The following is a 20,937-nucleotide window of genomic DNA, read 5'->3' as shown; positions in this document are numbered from 1 at the left end:
CGTACTTCCCCAACCGGGCGCAATTTGCCAGCTTTCCACTGTCAATTACTGATTGCATTAGTCTTGCTTTGCAGTGTTATGGGGTGTCGCGGCAATCATAATGCAGCAGCCGAACAAGAAGAAGCCGTTGATTTACAACAGATAAAAGATAACGGTGAACTGGTAGTGCTGACTTTATACAGTTCTACATCCTATTTTATTTACCGCGGCCAGGACATGGGATTTCAATATGAATTGGGTGAACAGTTTGCCAAAAGCCTCGGCGTCAAGTTAAAAATAAAAGTTGCCAAAAACATACACGACCTGATTGAAAGACTTCTTGCAGGCGAAGGCGATCTTATTGCCTACAACCTGCCCATCACCAAAGAATGGAAAGACAGTCTGACATACTGCGGTGAGGAGGTGATTACCCATCAGGTCATCGTACAACGTACAGGCAGCCGCGTCAAACCGTTGAAAGATGTAACGGAACTTATCGGAAAGGATGTGTACGTAAAACCCGGAAAGTATTATGAACGGCTTGTCAATCTGGACAAGGAGCTGGGTGGCGGCATCCATATCCATAAGGTCAGCAATGACAGCATCACGATTGAAGACCTTATTATGCAAGTTTCACAAGGCAAAATACCGTATACCGTAGCGGACAATGATGTAGCCCGCCTCAATACCACGTACTACCCGAACCTCAACATCGGGCTTTCTATCAGTTTCGACCAACGGGCTTCGTGGGCTGTACGTAAAGATTGTCCGCAGCTTGCAGAAGCTGCCAATAAATGGCATGAGAAAAACATGACTTCTCCGGCTTATACCGCGAGTATGAAACGGTATTTTGAAATTGGCAAAGCTATCCCACACTCTCCCATTCTATCTCTGCGAGAAGGGAAAATATCACACTTCGACCATCTATTCAAGAAATATGCACCAGACATTAATTGGGACTGGCGTTTATTGGCATCTTTAGCTTATACTGAATCCAACTTTGATACTACCGCCGTTTCATGGGCAGGTGCAAAAGGACTGATGCAACTAATGCCTGCCACAGCTCGTGCCATGGGAGTTCCTCCGGGAAAAGAACAAAACCCCGAAGAAAGCATTAAAGCTGCCACGAAATATATTGCCGCCACAGCCAAAAGCTTCTCGAAAATTCCCCAAGAAGAACGGATTAATTTTATTCTGGCATCATATAACTCCGGTATAGGACATGTATTCGATGCTATGGCATTGGCTGAAAAATACGGCAAAAACAAATATGTGTGGCGGGATAACGTGGAAAACTTCATCCTCTTGAAGAGCAATGAAGAGTACTTTACCGATCCGGTTTGCAAGAACGGATATTTCCGTGGGATAGAAACTTATAACTTCGTGAGGGATATAACGGCAAGGTTTGAACAGTATAAGAAAAAGATAAAAAGCTGATTCACGGGATAGGACATAAAAATTACAGCGTTTTCAGACATAAGGACAAGAGAATAGAGTAGGTTGCAATGTATAACTTTTTGCTGCATATTTTTCTGTTCTCTTGTTCTTATATCTGCAATACGACAGTGAAAACCTCAAAACAAATTCAGCCGATTAGCCTTTGCCTCTTCAAGAGATACCGTTTCAACTTGTTTCTCCTGATTTTTCTCGCGCAACTGCTGATACTTGTTAGAAAGCTTCTTCACGAACTCTTCCTTTTGGTTAGGATTCATCAAACGAGCTGCCACCGTTGCATTCTGCGAGGCGTCTTTCAGGTGAATAACCGGAGCATGATAAACCGGAGCAATCTTTAATGCCGTGTGCAAAGGAGAAGTGGTAGCGCCACCTATCAACAGTGGTACATCGAGTCCCGCCTTTTCCAATTCAATGGCAACATGTACCATTTCATCCAGCGAAGGAGTGATAAGGCCACTCAACCCAATCATGTTTACCTTTTCCTCTATGGCCCGCTGCACAATCGTTTCAGCGGGAACCATTACTCCCAAGTCAATTATCTCATATCCGTTGCAAGCCATTACTACGGAAACAATATTTTTCCCAATGTCGTGCACATCACCTTTCACCGTAGCAAGCAACACCTTGCCGGCAGAGGCAGCCCCTTCCTGCTTTTCTGATTCAATGACAGGCTGAAGAACAGCCACCGCTTTCTTCATAGTACGTGCCGTTTTCACCACTTGCGGAAGGAACATCTTACCCGCACCGAACAAATCGCCAACATGGTTCATTCCGGCCATCAGCGGACCTTCAATGATATCTACAGCTTTGGGATAAACTTTCAAAGCTTCAGCGAGGTCTTCTTCCAGATAATCTCCGATGCCTTTTGTCAAAGCATACTTCAAACGTTCCTCTACGGTATCTTCACGCCAGGCAAGCTGAGAACTGAGGCTTGAAAGCTGGGAGTTACCGTTAGAGAGAGAATTCTTGGCCGCTTCCGCCTCGGCTTTCAACCGTTCGGCAGTCTCAATCAACCGCTCGGCAGCATCCGAACGACGATTGAGAACAACATCTTCGATACGTTCCAGAATATCGGCGGGTATATCGGTGTAAAGTACGGAAGTGGCAGGGTTTACGATACCCATATCCATCCCCTCGCGAATGGCATGATAAAGAAAGACCGCATGCATTGCTTCACGAATATAATTATTACCCCGAAAGGAAAATGAAAGATTACTGACTCCACCGCTGACATGAGCGCCGGGCAGGTTCTTCCGTATCCAACCGGTAGCACGGATAAAATCGACTGCATAGTTATTATGCTCGTCCATACCCGTAGCCACTGCAAGTACATTCGGGTCAAAAATTATATCTTGCGGATTGAAACCGACCCTGTCTACCAACAGACGATAAGCGCGTTCGCACACCTCAATTCTGCGTTCGTACGTATCCGCCTGTCCCTGTTCATCAAAAGCCATTACGACTGCGGCAGCACCGTATCGCTTTATAGTACGGGCATGTTCAAGAAACTTTTCTTCGCCCTCTTTCAAAGATATGGAGTTGACAATGGACTTTCCTTGCATACATTTTAACCCTGCAACTATCACATCCCATTTAGAAGAATCTATCATTACAGGAACACGGGCTATCTCCGGCTCGGATGCTATCAGATTGAGAAAAGTGGTCATTTCCTTTTCCGCATCCAGCAAACCGTCGTCCATATTTATGTCGATAATCTGCGCTCCGTCTTCTACTTGCTGCCGGGCGATACTTAGCGCTTCATCATATTTTTTCTCATTGATTAAACGCAGAAACTTACGTGAACCGGCAACGTTGCAACGTTCGCCCACATTGATAAAGTTGTTTTCAGGCTTTACCTCCAACAGTTCCAAACCGGAGAGCCAAAGATTATCGGGCAGAGAAGCCGGTATACGTGGCACAGCTCCTACTATCAAAGACGAATATGCAGCAATATATTCATCGGTAGTGCCACAACAACCGCCTATTATATTTACCAGCCCTTCATGAATGTACTCCCTGATCTCATCTGCCATTTCAGCCGGAGTCTGGTCGTATGTACCCAGACTGTTAGGCAATCCCGCATTGGGATAGGCACTGATATAATAAGGAGCACGAGCAGCCAACTGTTCAAGAAAGGGTTTCAATTGACGGGCTCCGAAAGAACAGTTAAGCCCGACAGAGAAAATATCCGCATGTTGCACAGAAGCAAGAAATGCTTCCAGCGTCTGTCCTGACAAAGTACGTCCGCCTATATCGGAAACCGTTACGGAAAGCATCAGCGGAACCCGGACACCTATAGCTTCCATCGCCTGCTCCGCAGCATATATCGCAGCCTTAGCATTCAACGTATCAAATATGGTTTCAATCAGCAACGCATCCACACCGGCTTCGAGCATCGCTTCCATCTGCTCGCGATAAGCAGCAGCCAATTCATCATAAGTCAATGCACGAAAAGCCGGATTGTTAACATCCGGACTCATGGAGCAAGTCTTATTGGTAGGCCCGATAGAGCCTGCCACAAAACGCGGTTTATCGGAAGTTAAAACAGTAAATTCATCGGCAACTTCACGCGCCAGTTTTACAGCGGCAAAATTTATCTCACGCACATACTCCTGTACGTGATAATCGGCCATGCTGACACTTGTAGAATTAAAAGTATTGGTTTCGATAATGTCCGCACCCGCCGCAAGATACTTACGGTGAATATCCCGTATTACATCCGGACGCGTCAGACAAAGTATATCATTATTACCTTTTAACTGTCCGGGAATTTGCGCAAAACGTTTACCCCGGAAATCATCCTCCGTCAAGTTGTATTGTTGTATCATAGTGCCCATAGCACCGTCCAGAATAAGAATGCGCTCACGCACCAACGTTTCAATAGAAGCCACTTTTATTTAAGTATAAAGTATGAGGTATTCTTTTTAAAGTATGAGGTATGAAGTATTAAATACGAGGTATGAAGTTAAAATACAACCGATAAAATTATCAAGATATAAATATTACACCTGCTTATACTTCAGACCTTATACTTACTATACGTACTGCTTATCGTTTGAATGCACGCGCCATATCGCGTTTGTCATCTTTTTCTTTCAAAGCCTCGCGCTTGTCGTATTGCTTCTTACCCTTTACAAGAGCTACGACTACCTTTGCCAGCCCTTTTTCATTGATGAACATACGAACAGGAATTATGGTAAAGCCGGGGTCTTTAGAACCACGTTGCAACTTGTCCAGTTCTTTCTTTGTCAACAGCAGTTTGCGCTCCCGACGTGCATTATGATTATTGTACGAACCGTAAAAATATTCGGCAATATGCATATTCTTCACCCATAGCTCGCCATTGGCGAAGTAGCAAAACGTATCTACCAGACTTGCCTTTCCCAAACGGATAGATTTAATTTCCGTACCGGTAAGCACAATACCCGCCGTATAGGTATCTACCAATTCGTAATCGAATGTGGCACGTTTATTCTTAATATTTATAGGAGCTTGTTTCATAAAATCAATCAGTTCAGCACTACCGTCAGCTTATTGAAAACGAATTCTATCACTGCCGGACAAGCTATTAACAACATGGAAGAAAGAATGGTAAACCTTAAACGGTCTTTTTCCGCTATTTTCATCAGAATAGCACTTCCTTCCCACACCACATATACAATATAAAATTGAAGCAACAGGGCTATTATACTGAAATCGGGCAATATGCCGATTATGATTTTCAGCATGAAAGACACTACCAACGCATAGCCGGCAAACTGTTGCACCAAAGGTATATCATTGTCCATAGCAAACATACGGACACGTAGCCCATTGATGAGATAGGCAGCCAAAAAATATCCCCCGAACAAGGATACCGCTACCGCACAACATTGCGTCATGGCATATTGAAAACTTTGCGGCCCACCCCATCCCTTAGCCACCAAAGAGCCTATAAAGACGGACAACCCGCATAAACCAATCATAGGATAGACAAAAGCTGTAAAGACTTTTCGTCTATCCTCTAAACTAATTTCCTCCCAGGCACGTGCCGGAGAGGAAATCAGTTGCATTGCTATATGGAACAGTTCTTTGTAATTCAATTAATTATTATTGATTTGAAGGATTCCATTTAAAATTTTCAATTGTATAATCTGTATACTTCTCAGGCAATTTAGCACCATCCATATCGGTTTTTGCTTTAATTCTTATCGTTGTAGGATAGCTACCGTGCTTTCCTTTAAAATCCGACATGATTTGTTTTACATCGTAAGCTTTGTTTCTAACAGCAAAAACATCTGTCTTGGTATCAGTTCCTTTGTTATGTCTCAAATAAAAGACAAGTTCTGTACTGCTTTCATTAGATTCATCATTTATATACACCAATTCCATTGTATGCTGTTTCAACATTTCCTCCTTATTCTCCATTTTCCAAGAAATAGGCAACACGAGCATTTCAGCACCATACATCCAAGGCTTATAAGTCTGTCCGTAATTGTCTGTCGGCTCCAAAGTCACAATAGGAGCAGTTTCTGGTATAGCCTCCATATCTTCCACGGAACTTGCATATCTGGTAGAATAAGAATCCACAGCAATTGCACTGACTAACTTTATACGATAATCCTGCGGAGTAAAAGTACCACCCTCAGCTTTAGTTGCCGGAGTATCCTCCACATATTTAAAAGCAATCTGAGCTAAATCAGTACCCGACATTTTAAAGCCCTGAGCTTCCATTTCTGTAACGGAAGCCATTGTCGGATGATATGTATTACCATATAAATCAATAAAATAACTCCCCATTACAGTGCGTACATATCCTATTCCATCATACATGCTTTCGCCGGCATCATCATTAAGACACGAAGTAAAAGAAACGCCCATTAATAAGGTAAAGGCAACCATTAAGAATTTCAATTGTTTCATAAACATTATTTTTTAGAGTTTGCAAAGATATAAAATTCAATTCACATAAGGTAAATGCAGAAACTTAAAAAATACTGCAACTGTTACTTTATTATTTTCGCAAACGACTCTAAATGTTCATCTACATAGCTTGCAACCAAAGCCGTATACTCCTCTTCTTTCTCCAGAAACTCATCTTCCAACTCATCAAAAGCCTCATACTGCTCGTACATTGCCATAAATTCGTCATCAGTACGCTCACGTTCCAAATCTTCACGATGGACATCATATATCTTTTTGGCGGCATACACCAATTTGCTTAAATCGCCCACCCCCCACAAACGCATTACTTTGGCAAACGGATTGGCAAAGATATAGCCACCATATCCGTTTTGTACCAACTGGCAGAAACCACCTTCCATGAGTTCGTCGCGGAATATCTGATACGCCAGCAACGAATGCTGTTCTCCGGTAAGCAACGGCATCGTATCGGCAGTAAGTTCGCCGCCTATCACTCTTTTATATGCATCTGTAAATACTTGGATGAAAGCATCCATTCCTTCGCCCGCAGCTTGTTGCAAAGCCGCATCAGTAACTTCTACCATAATAGTATGTATATTGAATTAACGCTGCAAAGTTAATACAAAAACTGCAAAGTCTACTTTACATTCCACAGAGTTACAACTTATTATTACCTATTTTTAATAAAAAAGTCAAATTGAACGGTTGGCAGAAAGCAAGAAAACGACTACCTTTGTGACCGTTTAATAAAACATAGAACTACGTTTTTTAAATTATAACTTAAAAAAAGAGCTAATTATGACTTATTCACACGAAGTGGAACACATGTGTGTTGTAAAGAAAGGTCCTAACCACGGACCGGCTCCCATACCCGAAGAAGGCAAATGGGTAAAATCAAAAGAAATAGTTGATATTTCAGGTCTGACACATGGTGTAGGTTGGTGTGCTCCTCAGCAAGGTGCTTGTAAACTGACTTTGAACGTTAAAGAAGGTGTCATCCAAGAAGCATTGGTTGAAACAATCGGCTGCTCCGGTATGACTCACTCGGCTGCTATGGCTGCTGAAATCCTTCCGGGCAAGACAATCCTCGAAGCATTGAATACCGACCTCGTTTGCGACGCTATCAATACAGCTATGCGCGAACTCTTCCTGCAAATCGTTTACGGTCGTACTCAGTCTGCTTTCTCTGAAGGCGGTTTGATTATCGGTGCCGGTCTGGAAGACTTAGGTAAGGGATTGCGCAGCCAGGTAGGTACTCTATACGGTACTTTGGCAAAGGGTCCCCGTTACCTGGAAATGGCAGAAGGTTATATCAAGACTATTGCTCTTGACAAAAACGATGAAATCTGCGGATACGAATTCGTTCACATGGGTAAATTCATGGATGAAATCAAGAAAGGTACTGATGCCAACGAAGCTTTGAAGAAAGTAACCGGTACTTACGGACGCTTCACTGCAGAACAGGGAGCTGTTAAACACATTGATCCACGTCACGAATAATATAAGGAGGAAAGAAACTATGATTAGAGAAGTAAAATTTGAAAGTCAAGACCGTCGTATCAAAGGTATCATCGAAGCCTTGAACGCCAACGGCATCAAAGACATAGAGGAAGCTAACGCCATCTGCGAAGCTGCCGGACTCGATCCTTATAAGACGTGTGAAGAGACTCAGCCTATCTGCTTTGAGAACGCAAAATGGGCTTATGTTGTAGGTTGTGCCATCGCTATCAAGAAAGGCTGCAAGAATGCTGCAGATGCTGCCGAAGCAATCGGTATCGGTTTGCAGGCGTTTTGTATTCCGGGTTCTGTAGCCGACGACCGCAAGGTAGGTATCGGTCACGGTAATCTGGCTGCCATGTTGCTCCGTGAAGAGACTAAGTGTTTTGCTTTCCTGGCAGGTCACGAATCATTTGCTGCTGCAGAAGGTGCAATCAAAATCGCAGCTAAAGCTGACAAAGTACGTAAAGAACCTTTGCGTTGTATCCTGAACGGTTTGGGCAAGGATGCTGCACAAATCATCTCCCGTATCAACGGCTTTACATATGTTCAGACTCAATTCGACTACTACACAGGTGAACTGAAAGTTGTTCGTGAAATCGCATACAGCGATGGTCCTCGTGCCAAAGTAAAATGCTACGGTGCTGACGACGTTCGCGAAGGTGTGGCTATCATGTGGAAAGAAGGCGTAGACGTATCCATCACAGGTAACTCTACCAACCCGACCCGTTTCCAGCACCCTGTTGCAGGTACTTACAAGAAAGAACGCGTTCTTGCAGGTAAGCCCTATTTCTCAGTAGCATCCGGTGGCGGTACGGGTCGTACGCTTCACCCGGATAACATGGCTGCCGGTCCTGCTTCTTACGGCATGACGGACACTATGGGTCGTATGCACTCTGACGCTCAATTCGCTGGTTCTTCATCAGTTCCCGCTCACGTGGAAATGATGGGATTCCTGGGTATCGGTAACAACCCGATGGTAGGATGTACAGTGGCTTGTGCGGTTGACGTGGCTACTGCCTTGAACAAGTAATATAATACATTACTAATATATAAATCCCTGTAACTGTAATGGTTATAGGGATTTTTATTTTATATCCATTACAATACTTATCTCCCTATTCTGATACTCATTTCTTCTTATAATAGGCGGTGATTGAATGATGGCAATAAAATAAAAGCGCAATTCAGATTGCTAATGAGTTGTGCTTTTATTATTTTTGTCTTTGGTATCTTAGTGTTAAACGAATAACTACATACGCACTATGAAACAGATATTATTTTTATTACTAATAACCCTATGTTCTTGCCATTCCACTACTTCTAAGAAAGGGCAAGAAAATGAAGCAGACAGCAGCCTGTTACAAGAAGAGTTGTATCCAGACAGTATTTTTAAATTTAAACCTATTCCAACGAAAGAAGAACAAGAACAACCATCGGAAACAACATCCTTTGTCCTGCAACCTGTTCCGCGTGATATTCCTACGGGAGAAGCCGTCAGTCCTACTTCACTTTCCATGCAGACAGAATACGATTATTATCCACTGTCAACTACAGAAGTGAAACTAACCGTTACCAATTATTCCCAACAAGAGTATATGTGTGGAAACGATTACAGCCTTACCTATTACAATAATGATAAACGACAATGGGAAACATTGCCAACCGACCCGATTATTGAAGATATAGCTTGGATATTAGACCCTGAATATCCTTCGGGAGAACAGACAATCAAGCTTTATACTTCCAAAGTTCCTAATCGTGCTGGCAAATATCGTATCTACAAAACTTTCAACAGAAACGCCCAAGTTGCTTATGCAGAGTTTGAATTAGTTGATGAAGCCGGAGCCAAACGGCTGAGAAAACAGATGGATGCCGCCTCTTGGAATGGCAAGACAATTTCATCACAGAATATTTATGGCTCTGGTATGCGCGGTGATTCAATCTTTGTGAATCTGATTAATAATTCCATTCATTTTCAAAAATTATTCAGAAAGGAGATGCTTAACTATTCTGCCATTAACTATGGAGCAGTACGCAAACCTTCCCCCTTTACACAAAGAGCATATACCGACACACTGCAAATAAGCATGAAAACCGAGAAACCTGTTTACCCGATTGGAACAGAAAGTGTAAATGTAATACTAACCAACAAGAACTTAAGCCAACAAAATTTATTCTTTGGCGAATATTATTTTGTAGCACGCAAACAGGGAGAACAATGGATACCATTACATGACAACAGTTTGGTGCACGACATTGGCATTATATTGAAACCTGACGGTGATTACCATTTCAAAGCCAAACTCTATCCATTGTTCAATGACAATACTTCCGGTCAATATCGGGTTTACAAGGAAGTGGAATTTAACGGTACAAATAAGAAGTGGTATATGGCAGCAGAATTCAAGATTGAATAAAAATAATAGCATAAAACCATTACTGTTTTTCAGACAGATTAATATCCTTACAAGTATCTGTCACGCCTATATACCTGTTATAAGAAAACAAAAGCCATACACAATAACAGATAAAACGAAGTATAACCTATTAGTTCTCAGCATGAAACTTTTAGTTTCGCTAAAGGAAACAAAAAATCCCAACTGGCAAAACATCTATTTTCCTTTCACTATCTTTATATTAAGATAGAATGCGGCTCAGCACAGTCAAGTTTGAAAACTGTGTTTTCACTTGCCTCTGCTCTCGCCTTTCACTATCTTTGCCGCATGAAAACGGAATTAAAGGAAAACGGAGGGCTCCCGGCACATATACTCTGGACGCTTGCTATCGTGGCAGGTGTCTCTGTAGCCAATCTGTACTATAACCAACCCTTGCTGAACGTAATACGCCACGAGCTGGGCGTGTCCGAGTTCAAAACCAACCTTATTGCCATGATAACGCAAGTGGGCTATGCTATCGGTTTGCTGTTCATCGTGCCATTGGGCGACCTCTACCAGCGGAAAAAGATTATCCTGACAAACTTTACCTTGTTGATATTCTCGCTCATCGCCATAGGTGCGGCCCCCGACATCTACATCATATGGGGAGCTTCGCTCATCACCGGAATCTGCTCCATGATACCGCAGATCTTCGTGCCGATAGCTTCCCAGTTTTCCCGTCCGGAGAATAAAGGACGCAACGTAGGCATCGTCATATCCGGTCTGCTCACCGGCATACTCGCCTCGCGCGTCGTCAGCGGGTTTGTCGGCGAAGTGCTGGGTTGGCGCGAAATGTACTTCATTGCGGCAGGCATGATGATGCTGTGCGCCATTGCCGTGCTGAAAATACTGCCGGACATACAGCCTACATTCCAGGGAAAGTACGGCGATTTGATGAAATCCCTGTTCTCCCTTATCAAAGACTATCCGTCTTTGCGCATCTACTCCATACGCGCAGGCATTGCATTCGGCTCTTTCCTCGCGATGTGGTCGTGCCTCGCATTCAAAATGGGACAAGCCCCGTTCTATGCCGACAGTGATGTTATCGGCATTTTGGGACTGTGCGGAATAGCAGGTGCATCTACCGCATCCCTCGTAGGGAAATATGTGAAAAAAGTAGGAATACGCAACTTCAACTTTATCGGTTGCGGTCTGATTCTGCTGGCATGGGCATCGCTCTACTTCTGCGGCAACACCTATGCCGGCATCATCGCCGGCGTGCTACTGATAGATATCGGCATGCAGTGCATCCAGCTCAGTAACCAAACGAGCATTTTCGATATATGCCCTTCGGCATCCAACCGGGTAAACACTATTTTCATGACAACCTATTTCACCGGCGGTTCATTGGGGACCTTCCTCGCCGGCAGTTGCTGGCAGACCTGGGGCTGGGTAGGAGTAGCAGGCATAGGCACGGTGCTGACCCTGCTGTCTCTTCTGATTACCATCTGCCACAAAGAGCAACAGCATGCCCTATTCCCTTGATATTTTTTCATGGAAAACGCAAAAAGAAATTTCAAATTGCTTTGATTTTCTCCATAATTATTATACATTTGTCGAATACAGATTTAATTAATAAACATTTATCTAAAATCATCTAATTATGGAAACACACAAGAAAATCACAGTGACAGGGGTTCTTTCCGAAGGTATCGGCTTAGGCATTAAAAATGCGGTATCCATGCTGGGAGCTACTGTTCTCTGGCTGCTCACTATTTGGATTCCTTACCTGAATGTAGGCACAACCATCGCTATGAACACCATTCCCATTGAATTGAGTAAAGGAAAGGTTATTTCCCCCTTATTCATCTTCGACGGGAAATACCGTAAGTACATGGGGGAATATTTCACCTTGATAGGTTTGATGTACCTTGCCATTATTCCCGCCTTGTTTTTCATGATTATACCGGGGATCATCATATCCATAGGCTGGTCGCTCGCAATCTACATCTTACTCGATAAAGGCGTGGCTCCGGGCGAAGCCATGATTCGAAGCAACAAAGCCACTTACGGTTACAAATGGACTATCTTCGGCGTATCATTCCTGTTGGGGCTGGCTTTCTATGTCCTTATGATGATTATCTTCAACATAGCAAGCGGCGGATTTGCAATGCTCCTTCTCTTCATCATCGCCATTGTATACACTGTGGCAGCACTTGGATGTACCGCTGTCATTTACCGCAACCTGACGGCAGAAGCACAGCCGAAAGCAACGGAAACTGCGGCAGAAGTATAAACAGCTATTGAAAAACACACCCAAAAGCCCCTTTCGCTTTTAAGAGGGTATGTCAAAACTAAAATTCGCTTACGATTTTTTAGGCACGGAATTACACAGAATTCACGGAAACACAAATTACACGGAAAACACAGATTTTCTTTATTCTTTTTTTCGTGAAATCCGTGTAATTCCGTACCTAAAAGAAATCATTAAATGTATTTTGACCCCCTCATACGGAACAGCGAAAGGGGATATTGTCTGTCGATATTTCCTCTTCTTATCTCGATACCCGTCCCGATGTATTTCCATTCATCAGGCTTTCCACCTCATCCACCGTCACCAGATTGAAGTCTCCATAAACGGTATTTTTTAATGCGGAAGCGGCAAGAGCAAAATCCAATGCCTTCCGGTCATCATCCGAATAAGTGATCAGACCGTATATCATACCACCCACAAAAGCATCACCAGCGCCTACACGGTCTGTTTCATGTTCAATATCATAAATGCCTGTATGCTTCAAAGTGCCATCGGAATAAAGAACAGCAGCAAGCACGTTATGATTGGATGTTATGGAATTACGCAATTCCAGAAACACTTTTTGACAACGTGGGACAAGTCGCTCCACCTCTTGTCCGAACTTCTCGAAAGATGGCAAATCAGACTCAAAAGAAACATCGGCGGTATCAACAGCTCTAAATCCTACGGGCTGTATGCCGAGAATCTCCTGATACTCAGGTTCTGCGCCGAAAATGACATCGCTGTACTGCACCAACGGCTGCATCACTTCGGCAGCAGTACAACCGTAGTTCCAAAGTTTCTTGCGGAAATTCAAATCACACGAGATGGTAAGCCCCATACGGTCGGCTATTTCAAGCGCTTCCCGGCAAGCGTCGGCTCCCTCTTGCGAAAGGGCGGCAGCAATGCCCGACCAATGAAACCAGCCTGCATCGGCAAAAATGGTTTCCCAATCGATCATACCCGGACGAAGCGTGGCGAAAGAAGAACCCTCGCGGTCGTACACCACATTGGAGTTTCGGAAAGCTGCGCCGCATTCCAGATAATACAATCCCAAACGTTTACCGCCAAACACAATGCCGTCCGTCCCCAGCCCGCTGGCACGAAGCGAATTGATACATGCACGCGACACGGCATTATCGGGCAGACGGGTAACAAATTCCGTAGGAATGCCGAAGTGCGCCAAAGACACTGCCACATTAGCCTCACTGCCACCATATGTAGCAATAAATTCATTAGTCTGCGAAAAGCGGCGGAAACCGGGCGTAGTAAGCCGTAGCATAACTTCACCGAAAGTAACGACTTTCTTATCGGTGGAAAGGGATTTCTTTTTCATAAGTCTTATATATTCAAAAGCATCAATGGGAAGTCAAATATACTATCAAAATTCCAAGTAAACGCAAAGAATTGATAATATTTATTGGCAGGAAAGGAAAATAGAAAGGTATTAGGCAGTTTTGTTGTATTTTTGTCACGTCATATTTACAGTAAGATTATCGCATGAGTACAACAAAGAAAATTCCTTCTCCTCTTGTATCCTTTCTCCCCATCGTCCTCTTAATAGGAATGCTGTTTGCCACCATCCGCACTTTCGGCAGTGACGCTTTGAGCGGCGGAAGCCAGATATCCCTGCTCACCACCACAGCCGTTTGTGTCTTTATAGGCGTAGCTTTCTACCGGATTCCCTGGAGAGATTACGAAATAGCCATTACCAACAATGTGGCGGGAGTGACTTCCGCCATTATCATACTGCTGATTATCGGTGCGCTGAGCGGCGTATGGATGATTAGCGGAGTAGTCCCTACTCTCATATACTACGGAATGCAGATTATACATCCGGACTTCTTCCTCACCTCCACCTGCGTTATCTGCGCATTGGTGTCCATCATGACGGGAAGTTCGTGGACCACCATCGCCACTATCGGCATCGCCCTCCTGGGAATAGGCAAGGCGCAAGGGTTTGAAGAGGGCTGGATTGCAGGTGCCATTATTTCGGGAGCGTATTTCGGCGATAAAGTATCGCCGCTGTCGGATACAACGGTACTTGCCGCATCCGTCACGGATACTCCGCTGTTCCGCCATATCCGCTACATGATGATTACCACCATTCCGTCGCTCGTCATTACGCTGGTTATCTTTACGGTAATGGGATTTGCCTGCGAAACCAGCGGTACGGAGCAGATAGCCGAGTTTACCGCATCGCTGAATGCCAGATTCCACATTACGCCGTGGCTGCTGATTGTTCCGGTGGTTACGGGAATATTGATTGCACGCAAAGTACCCTCTATCATCACCCTGTTTCTATCCACGCTTCTGGCTGCAACTTTCGCTATTATATTTCAGCCCGAACTGCTGCACGAGATTTCCGGAAACAATGATTTGTTTGAAGGGACAATGATGAGCCTGTACGGCAGTACCAGCCTGCAAAGTGACAGTGCCATGCTAACTGAGCTGATTGCCACACGGGGCATGGCAGGAATGATGAACACGATATGGCTCATTATCTGCGCCATGTGTTTCGGTGGAGCAATGACGGCAAGCGGTATGCTGGGAAGCATCACTTCCGTATTCGTCCGGTTCATGAAGAATACGGTCAGTGTGGTAGCATCCACCGTCGGTTCGGGAATATTTCTCAATCTTGCCACAGCCGACCAATACATCAGCATCATCCTTACCGGAAACATGTTCAGCAACATTTACGAGAAGAAAGGATACGAAAGCCGCCTACTGAGCCGCACCACGGAAGATGCCGTTACCGTAACCTCGGCCCTCATCCCGTGGAACACGTGCGGAATGACTCAGGCCACCATTCTGAGCGTACCCACACTGACCTATCTTCCTTATTGTTTCTTCAACCTCATCAGCCCGCTGATGAGCATACTCGTTGCGGCAATCGGATATAAGATAGTGAGAAGGAAATAACTTCATAGCCCCGCCGCCAACTCCTTAAATCTCATAAAATTAAAAAAGAGAGTGAACAATCGCGGATGGACATTGTTCTTGCAATAAACTTATAACGAACAATATAATTTAAACCTAAACAAAAATTAAGTATGAAAAAGTTTATTGCATTAGCAGCATTAGTATTGATGAGCATGGTGACAACCACCGTGTATGCACAAGAGAGTAACGCACAACGCCGTGCAGACCGCAAAGCCCAAAGAGACGCAGAGCGCGCACGCCTGAAAGCGGAACAGCAGGCAGCCGACGCGGTCTCCTACGATGATGCCGTAGCAGCGCTGAAAGCACAGAAGTTTGTATTGGAAGCCAATCAGGTAATGTTCCGCAACGGGCAGACGGCTTTCGTCACTTCCAACACAAACTTCGTATTGGTAAATCAGGCACGCGGTACGGTACAGGTGGCTTTCAATACGGTTTATCCCGGTCCTAACGGTATCGGCGGCGTAACAGTGGACGGGACGGTATCGGACATGAAAATGTCTACCGACAAACGCGGCAACATCAACTGTAATTTCAGCATCCAGGGTATCGGCATCTCCGCACAGATATTCCTTACGCTGACCAACGGCGGTAATAATGCAACCGTTACCATCAGCCCGAACTTCAACTCCAATACTATGACTTTAAGTGGCAGCCTGCTGCCGTTGAACCAATCGAATATCTTTAAGGGACGTTCCTGGTAGGCCTATTACAATATATATATTCCCAACTCCGCTGCAAGTCGCTTAAAAAGTGTACATTTGCAGCGGAGTTTTATATATTATATTCATCATGAGAGAATTTATCATCGCGGACAATCAAGATATAACCAAAGCAGGCATGATGTTTCTGTTGAGCAAACAGAAAGACACCGCCTTGCTGCTGGAAGCCGACAATAAAGCGGAGCTTATACAACAGCTACGGTTACATCCCGAAGCGGTGGTTATATTGGACTATACACTGTTTGACTTTACCGGCGCCGATGAACTGATTGTATTGCACGAACGCTTCAAAACAGCGGACTGGTTACTGTTTTCCGACGAACTGAGCGTCGGCTTTCTGCGACAAGTATTGTTCAGCAGCATGGCATTCGGAGTAGTGCTGAAGGACAATTCCAAAGAAGAGATACTCACAGCACTGCAATGCGCTTCACGTAAGGAACGCTTTATATGTAATCACGTCAGCAACTTATTACTCTCGGGAAATAACCAGTCGGCTGCTCCCCACCCCACTCTGCAAAACGCTCTGCTGACGCCTGCCGAAAGAAGTATTCTGAAAGAGATTGCATTAGGAAAAACGACCAAAGAAATAGCAGCCGAAAGAAACCTCAGTTTCCATACCGTGAACAGCCACCGGAAAAACATCTTCAGAAAACTGAATGTGAACAATGCCCACGAAGCTACGAAATATGCTATGAAAGCGGGTATTGTGGATTTGGTGGAGTACTATATCTGATTTCCCCGCTTCCGATACAAAGCTTGGCAGCCTCATCATATACAACGCCAAACTGGCCGGGAGCTATGCCCTGCAACTTCTCATCTGAAACAATACGATAGCCTGTTTCGTCCTGCCACAGCCTGCCGCCGATAAATCCGGGAGCATGGCGTATCTTGAACGTAACCGGAATCTCATCTTTAATGCCTTCCCACGGATTTTCCGTAATAAAATGAAAATCCTGCATACTAAACTCATGTCCGTATTGCAGTTCCGTATCATATCCGTGCGACACATAAATTACATTCTCGTCCGTATCTTTACGAACCACAAACCAAGGTCCGCCACTCAAGCCCAAGCCTTTACGCTGACCGATAGTATGAAACCAATAACCGCGATGCGTACCCAGTATCTTTCCCGTTTCCAACTCAACAATCCGGCCTTCCTTTTCTCCGAGGAAACGACGGACAAAGTCATTATAATTAATCCGTCCCAAGAAACAGATTCCTTGACTGTCTCGTCTTCGGGCACTGGGCAACTGAGCTTTCAAAGCAATATCGCGCACTTCCTGTTTCATCAGTCCGCCCAACGGGAACATCAGTTTGGACACTTGCAGGTAGTCTATCTGCGCAAGAAAGTCCGTCTGGTCTTTTACGGGGTCGAGGGCTGTTCCCAGCCAGGTCTTTCCATTCTGCAGAACGGTAGTAGCATAATGTCCGGTTGCCGTAAAGTCGAAGTGCCTGCCGACCTGCTGTTCAAAGCAACCGAATTTAATCAGCTTGTTGCACATCACATCCGGATTCGGAGTGAACCCGCGGCTAACTTTTTCAATAGCATAAGCGGCTACATTATCCCAGTACTCCCAATGTAAATCAACAACTTCCAGCGAAAGGCCGTAACGGCGCGCTACGGCAGAAGCCATCTCCAGGTCTTCCTCTGCCGAACAGTCCATATACTCGGCATCATCCTTTCCTATCTTTATATAAAACAGAGAGGGACGGTGACCTTGCTCACAAAGGAGATGTACGACAACCGAACTGTCAACACCCCCGGATAATAAAACGGCAATATTCATATTAATAATGTATCTAACATTTCATCCGACGAACAAATGGTTTCATCGGACGAAATGCTCTTTTGTTCCGGACTTAAATTTTCTCCAACGCTTGGGACAAATCATCCAACAAGTCATCTATATGCTCCGTCCCTACTGAAAGGCGTACCGTTCCCGGCTTGATGCCCTGCTCTGCCAATTCCTGTTCATTCAATTGCGAATGGGTGGTAGTAGCGGGATGTATGACAAGCGACTTTACATCTGCCACATTTGCCAATAATGAGAATATCTGCAAGTTGTCAATAAATGTCTGAGCTTCCTTCTCTCCACCCCTTACCTCAAAGGTAAAGATGGAACCTGCTCCTTTCGGGAAATACTTCCGGTATAACGCATGGTCCGGATGATTTGGTAAAGACGGGTGGTTCACAGCCGCCACTTTAGGATGATTCTTCAAAAACTCCACCACTCTCAGCGCATTCTCCACATGGCGTTCCACACGCAAAGAGAGTGTTTCCAAACCCTGCAAAAGAACAAAGGCATTGAAAGGACTGATGGCAGCTCCGGTATCGCGCAACAAAACGGCACGGATACGGACAGCATATGCAGCCGCACCTGCCGCATCGGTAAAGCGCACGCCATGATAGCTCGGATCGGGTTCGGTCAGTTGCGGAAATTTACCGGAAGCCACCCAATCGAACTTGCCGCCATCTACAATAACACCGCCTAAAGAAGTACCATGCCCGCCAATAAATTTTGTGGCGGAATGTATCACAATATCAGCACCATGTTCGATAGGGCGAATCAGATAAGGAGTACCGAAGGTGTTGTCGATAATCAAAGGGATTTTATGACGATGAGCGATTTCGGCAACAGCACCAATATCAATAACATTGGAGTTAGGATTTCCCAATGTCTCGATAAACACGGCCTTTGTATTCTCCTGAATAGCTTTCTCGAAGTTGGATAAGTCGCTCGGATCAACAAAGATGGTCGTGACACCGTAAGCCGGTAATGTATGCGCCAGCAGATTGTATGTTCCGCCATAAATGGTTTTGGCGGCTACGATGTGGTCACCTGCACGCGTAATATTCTCGAAAGCATAGGTCACAGCCGCTGCACCGGAAGCAACCGCCAGCCCTGCAACACCGCCTTCAAGGGCGGCAACACGTTGCTCGAATACTCCTTGTGTGGGATTCGTTAGTCTGCCGTAGATGTTCCCCGGCTCTTGCAACGCAAAGCGGGCGGCTGCATGTGCCGAGTTGCGGAATACATACGAAGTAGTCTGATAAATAGGTACGGCACGCGCATCTGTAGCGGGATCGGGCTGTTCTTGTCCTGCATGAAGTTGCAGTGTCTCAAAATGTAAATTCTTTGTGTCCATTGTCAGTTGTATTTATGAGAGGATAGAAGCCTGTTTCCAATCCTCCCCGATTTATACTCGGATGTTGCAAAGATAGAGGGATAAAACCAAGCAAGCTATGACATACAATAGGGAATTTTATACCATATTTGTGGTAGATACAAGAAGTATTCGCTATTTTTGCGGACGAAAACCAAATGATATAGAGACTGATGAAGATAAGGAAGCTGTTATATTTTCCCTTACTGGGACTCCTTGCACTGACAAGCCTGTTTTCCTGCGGAGAAGACCGCTGGAAAGAATACTATCCGCTGACAGGGCGTGACCTGTGGATGGACAGCCTGATGCGGGAAGTCTACTTATGGTACGAGGATATTCCGGCTGCCAACAGTCTGAACTATTTTCAGGCTCCGGACGCTTTCTTAAAAAGTATCTTATCAAAAAACGATAAAGGCTTTTCCACCGTCGATTCAATAATGGATACTCCGTTGCCAAGTTATGGTTTTGACTACACATTATATAAAGTGGCTACCAGCGACACAACCTATACTGCCCTCGTATCATACGTGGCAAAGAACTCTCCCGCCGAGGATGCCGGACTGGAACGCGGCAACTGGATAATGCTTGTCGACGGCGACTCCATCACCAAAAAGACGGAAGAAAGGCTTATAGATGGCGGTGCACGAACATTGCGCATCGGAAAGTATGTGATAGTAAAAAAGGAGAACAACGGCGGCACAGAGGGGGATACGGAAAACGGAGAGAACGAAGAAGAAGAAGAAGATAAAGAGGTAGGAATCATACAGGAAACAGGAGATGTTGCACTCCCGGCAGTCCGTCCGGTAACGGAGAGCGCCATCTATGACACAAATTTTATACAACTGAAAGGCACTGATTACAAGATAGCCTATCTGGCATACAACTCTTTCACTGCCGGCACTGCGGAACAGAGTGAGAAGTACAACAATGAGTTACGTGCTTTCTCCCAAGAATGCAAGCAACGCGGCATTAATAATCTTGTACTCGACTTCCGCTATAATTCCGGTGGAGAAATGGAATGCGTGCAACTTCTCGCAGATATCCTTGTACCTGCCGATAAATTGGAAAGCCCTTTTGCTTTCTTGCAATATAATGATAAGCAAAGCGCCCAAAACCGTAACCTGATATTGGACTCCCAACTCTTGCAAGGCGGAGTCAATCTGAATCTGCCCACCGTTTATATCATCACAAGCGGAACCACTGCCGGTGCAGCGGAAATGCTTATTAACTGCCTGAAACCCTATATGAAGGTAGTGCTCATCGGACAGACAACCAAAGGAGAATACGTGGCTACGGAAACTTTCATCAATCCCAAATACCCCTGGGCGGTACGTCCGGTCGTATGCGAAGTATTCAACTCCAACGGAGAAGCGGACTATAGCGCAGGCTTTAAGCCGGATATCGCTATCAACGAAACATCCTACCTGCAATACTATCTGCCCTTAGGCGAGCCTGACGAAATTTTGCTCCATACAGCCCTGCAAGTCATAGCTGGAATTGTCGAGTTGCCGACCCCAAAAACAGGCACTGCCATAGTCCGGAGTTTCACCACTCAAAAGAACCTGCGCAAGGGGTTGATTGTCAAATAGCAGAAACAATGAATTAA

At 44.9% G+C, this 20,937-nt stretch carries 18 protein-coding genes; 10 read left to right on the top strand and 8 right to left on the bottom strand.

What is annotated here, in order from left to right:
• The first annotated feature begins 78 nt into the window (after nt 1–78).
• The gene (locus tag AB5903_RS04065; protein ID WP_005654759.1) at nt 79–1,416 is read left to right on the top strand and encodes a transporter substrate-binding domain-containing protein; all 1,338 of its coding nucleotides are present in this window, start codon (nt 79–81) and stop codon (nt 1,414–1,416) included.
• 137 nt (nt 1,417–1,553) lie between these two features.
• Here AB5903_RS04065 and metH read toward each other — a convergent pair whose 3' ends face one another.
• The 5 genes from metH to AB5903_RS04040 form a co-directional block, all read right to left on the bottom strand.
• Nucleotides 1,554–4,325 carry a methionine synthase gene (metH, locus tag AB5903_RS04060; RefSeq protein ID WP_016661378.1) on the bottom strand — a complete coding sequence of 924 codons (2,772 nt, stop codon included), beginning with the start codon at nt 4,323–4,325 and terminating at the stop codon, nt 1,554–1,556.
• A gap of 157 nt (nt 4,326–4,482) precedes the next feature.
• Nucleotides 4,483–4,935, bottom strand: a complete 453-nt coding sequence (gene smpB, locus AB5903_RS04055; protein WP_016661379.1) for an SsrA-binding protein — start codon at nt 4,933–4,935, stop codon at nt 4,483–4,485.
• A gap of 8 nt (nt 4,936–4,943) precedes the next feature.
• The gene (locus AB5903_RS04050; protein WP_016661380.1) at nt 4,944–5,516 is read right to left on the bottom strand and encodes a Yip1 family protein; all 573 of its coding nucleotides are present in this window, start codon (nt 5,514–5,516) and stop codon (nt 4,944–4,946) included.
• A gap of 7 nt (nt 5,517–5,523) precedes the next feature.
• Complete coding sequence (locus tag AB5903_RS04045; protein ID WP_229127153.1) at nt 5,524–6,336, bottom strand: hypothetical protein; 813 nt, start codon at nt 6,334–6,336, stop codon at nt 5,524–5,526.
• An 83-nt stretch (nt 6,337–6,419) separates the two neighbouring features.
• On the bottom strand, nt 6,420–6,920 hold the full coding sequence (locus tag AB5903_RS04040; protein WP_005654749.1) for a DMP19 family protein: 501 nt from the start codon (nt 6,918–6,920) through the stop codon (nt 6,420–6,422).
• A 214-nt stretch (nt 6,921–7,134) separates the two neighbouring features.
• On the opposite strand from AB5903_RS04040, the gene AB5903_RS04035 reads away from it, so the two are divergent.
• From AB5903_RS04035 to AB5903_RS04015, 5 genes are all read left to right on the top strand, one after another.
• A complete protein-coding gene (locus AB5903_RS04035) occupies nt 7,135–7,836 on the top strand; it encodes an iron-sulfur cluster assembly scaffold protein (RefSeq protein ID WP_005654748.1) in 702 nt (233 codons plus the stop codon).
• Nucleotides 7,837–7,855: 19 nt separating this feature from the next.
• A complete protein-coding gene (locus tag AB5903_RS04030) occupies nt 7,856–8,866 on the top strand; it encodes a GGGtGRT protein (RefSeq protein WP_005654746.1) in 1,011 nt (336 codons plus the stop codon).
• 232 nt (nt 8,867–9,098) lie between these two features.
• The gene (locus AB5903_RS04025) at nt 9,099–10,253 is read left to right on the top strand and encodes an immunoglobulin-like domain-containing protein (RefSeq protein ID WP_005654744.1); all 1,155 of its coding nucleotides are present in this window, start codon (nt 9,099–9,101) and stop codon (nt 10,251–10,253) included.
• A 306-nt stretch (nt 10,254–10,559) separates the two neighbouring features.
• Complete coding sequence (locus AB5903_RS04020; protein WP_005654740.1) at nt 10,560–11,756, top strand: MFS transporter; 1,197 nt, start codon at nt 10,560–10,562, stop codon at nt 11,754–11,756.
• Between the two features lie 118 nt (nt 11,757–11,874).
• Nucleotides 11,875–12,507: a hypothetical protein gene (locus AB5903_RS04015; RefSeq protein WP_195639358.1), complete on the top strand. Its 633-nt coding sequence runs from the start codon at nt 11,875–11,877 to the stop codon at nt 12,505–12,507.
• 259 nt (nt 12,508–12,766) lie between these two features.
• On the opposite strand, the gene AB5903_RS04010 is transcribed toward AB5903_RS04015, so the two are convergent.
• Nucleotides 12,767–13,840, bottom strand: coding sequence for a sugar kinase (locus AB5903_RS04010; RefSeq protein ID WP_195658125.1), 1,074 nt, complete (start codon nt 13,838–13,840; stop codon nt 12,767–12,769).
• Nucleotides 13,841–14,004: 164 nt separating this feature from the next.
• Between AB5903_RS04010 and nhaC the strand changes: the two genes are divergently transcribed.
• From nhaC to AB5903_RS03995, 3 genes are all read left to right on the top strand, one after another.
• Nucleotides 14,005–15,426: a Na+/H+ antiporter NhaC gene (nhaC, locus tag AB5903_RS04005; RefSeq protein ID WP_117906318.1), complete on the top strand. Its 1,422-nt coding sequence runs from the start codon at nt 14,005–14,007 to the stop codon at nt 15,424–15,426.
• Between the two features lie 131 nt (nt 15,427–15,557).
• The gene (locus AB5903_RS04000; protein WP_005654728.1) at nt 15,558–16,148 is read left to right on the top strand and encodes a DUF4251 domain-containing protein; all 591 of its coding nucleotides are present in this window, start codon (nt 15,558–15,560) and stop codon (nt 16,146–16,148) included.
• Nucleotides 16,149–16,236: 88 nt separating this feature from the next.
• Nucleotides 16,237–16,899, top strand: coding sequence for a response regulator transcription factor (locus AB5903_RS03995; RefSeq protein ID WP_034535922.1), 663 nt, complete (start codon nt 16,237–16,239; stop codon nt 16,897–16,899).
• On the opposite strand, the gene mnmA is transcribed toward AB5903_RS03995, so the two are convergent.
• Nucleotides 16,856–17,953 carry a tRNA 2-thiouridine(34) synthase MnmA gene (mnmA, locus tag AB5903_RS03990; RefSeq protein ID WP_272710772.1) on the bottom strand — a complete coding sequence of 366 codons (1,098 nt, stop codon included), beginning with the start codon at nt 17,951–17,953 and terminating at the stop codon, nt 16,856–16,858. The two genes, AB5903_RS03995 and mnmA, sit on opposite strands and share 44 nt — an antisense overlap.
• Before the next feature lie 73 nt (nt 17,954–18,026).
• Nucleotides 18,027–19,313 carry an O-acetylhomoserine aminocarboxypropyltransferase/cysteine synthase family protein gene (locus AB5903_RS03985; RefSeq protein WP_368117661.1) on the bottom strand — a complete coding sequence of 429 codons (1,287 nt, stop codon included), beginning with the start codon at nt 19,311–19,313 and terminating at the stop codon, nt 18,027–18,029.
• Nucleotides 19,314–19,504: 191 nt separating this feature from the next.
• Here AB5903_RS03985 and AB5903_RS03980 point away from each other — a divergent pair, with 191 nt between their 5' ends.
• Nucleotides 19,505–20,920 carry a S41 family peptidase gene (locus AB5903_RS03980; protein WP_368117660.1) on the top strand — a complete coding sequence of 472 codons (1,416 nt, stop codon included), beginning with the start codon at nt 19,505–19,507 and terminating at the stop codon, nt 20,918–20,920.
• The last annotated feature ends 17 nt before the right edge of the window (nt 20,921–20,937 follow it).

It is taken from the genome of Bacteroides sp. 2201st1_D9_2201SCRN_220225 (assembly GCF_040928965.1).
Lineage (GTDB): Bacteria > Bacteroidota > Bacteroidia > Bacteroidales > Bacteroidaceae > Bacteroides > Bacteroides stercoris.
The sequence above is the reverse complement of the archived record's forward strand: the minus strand, read 5'-3'. Positions and strand labels throughout refer to the sequence as shown.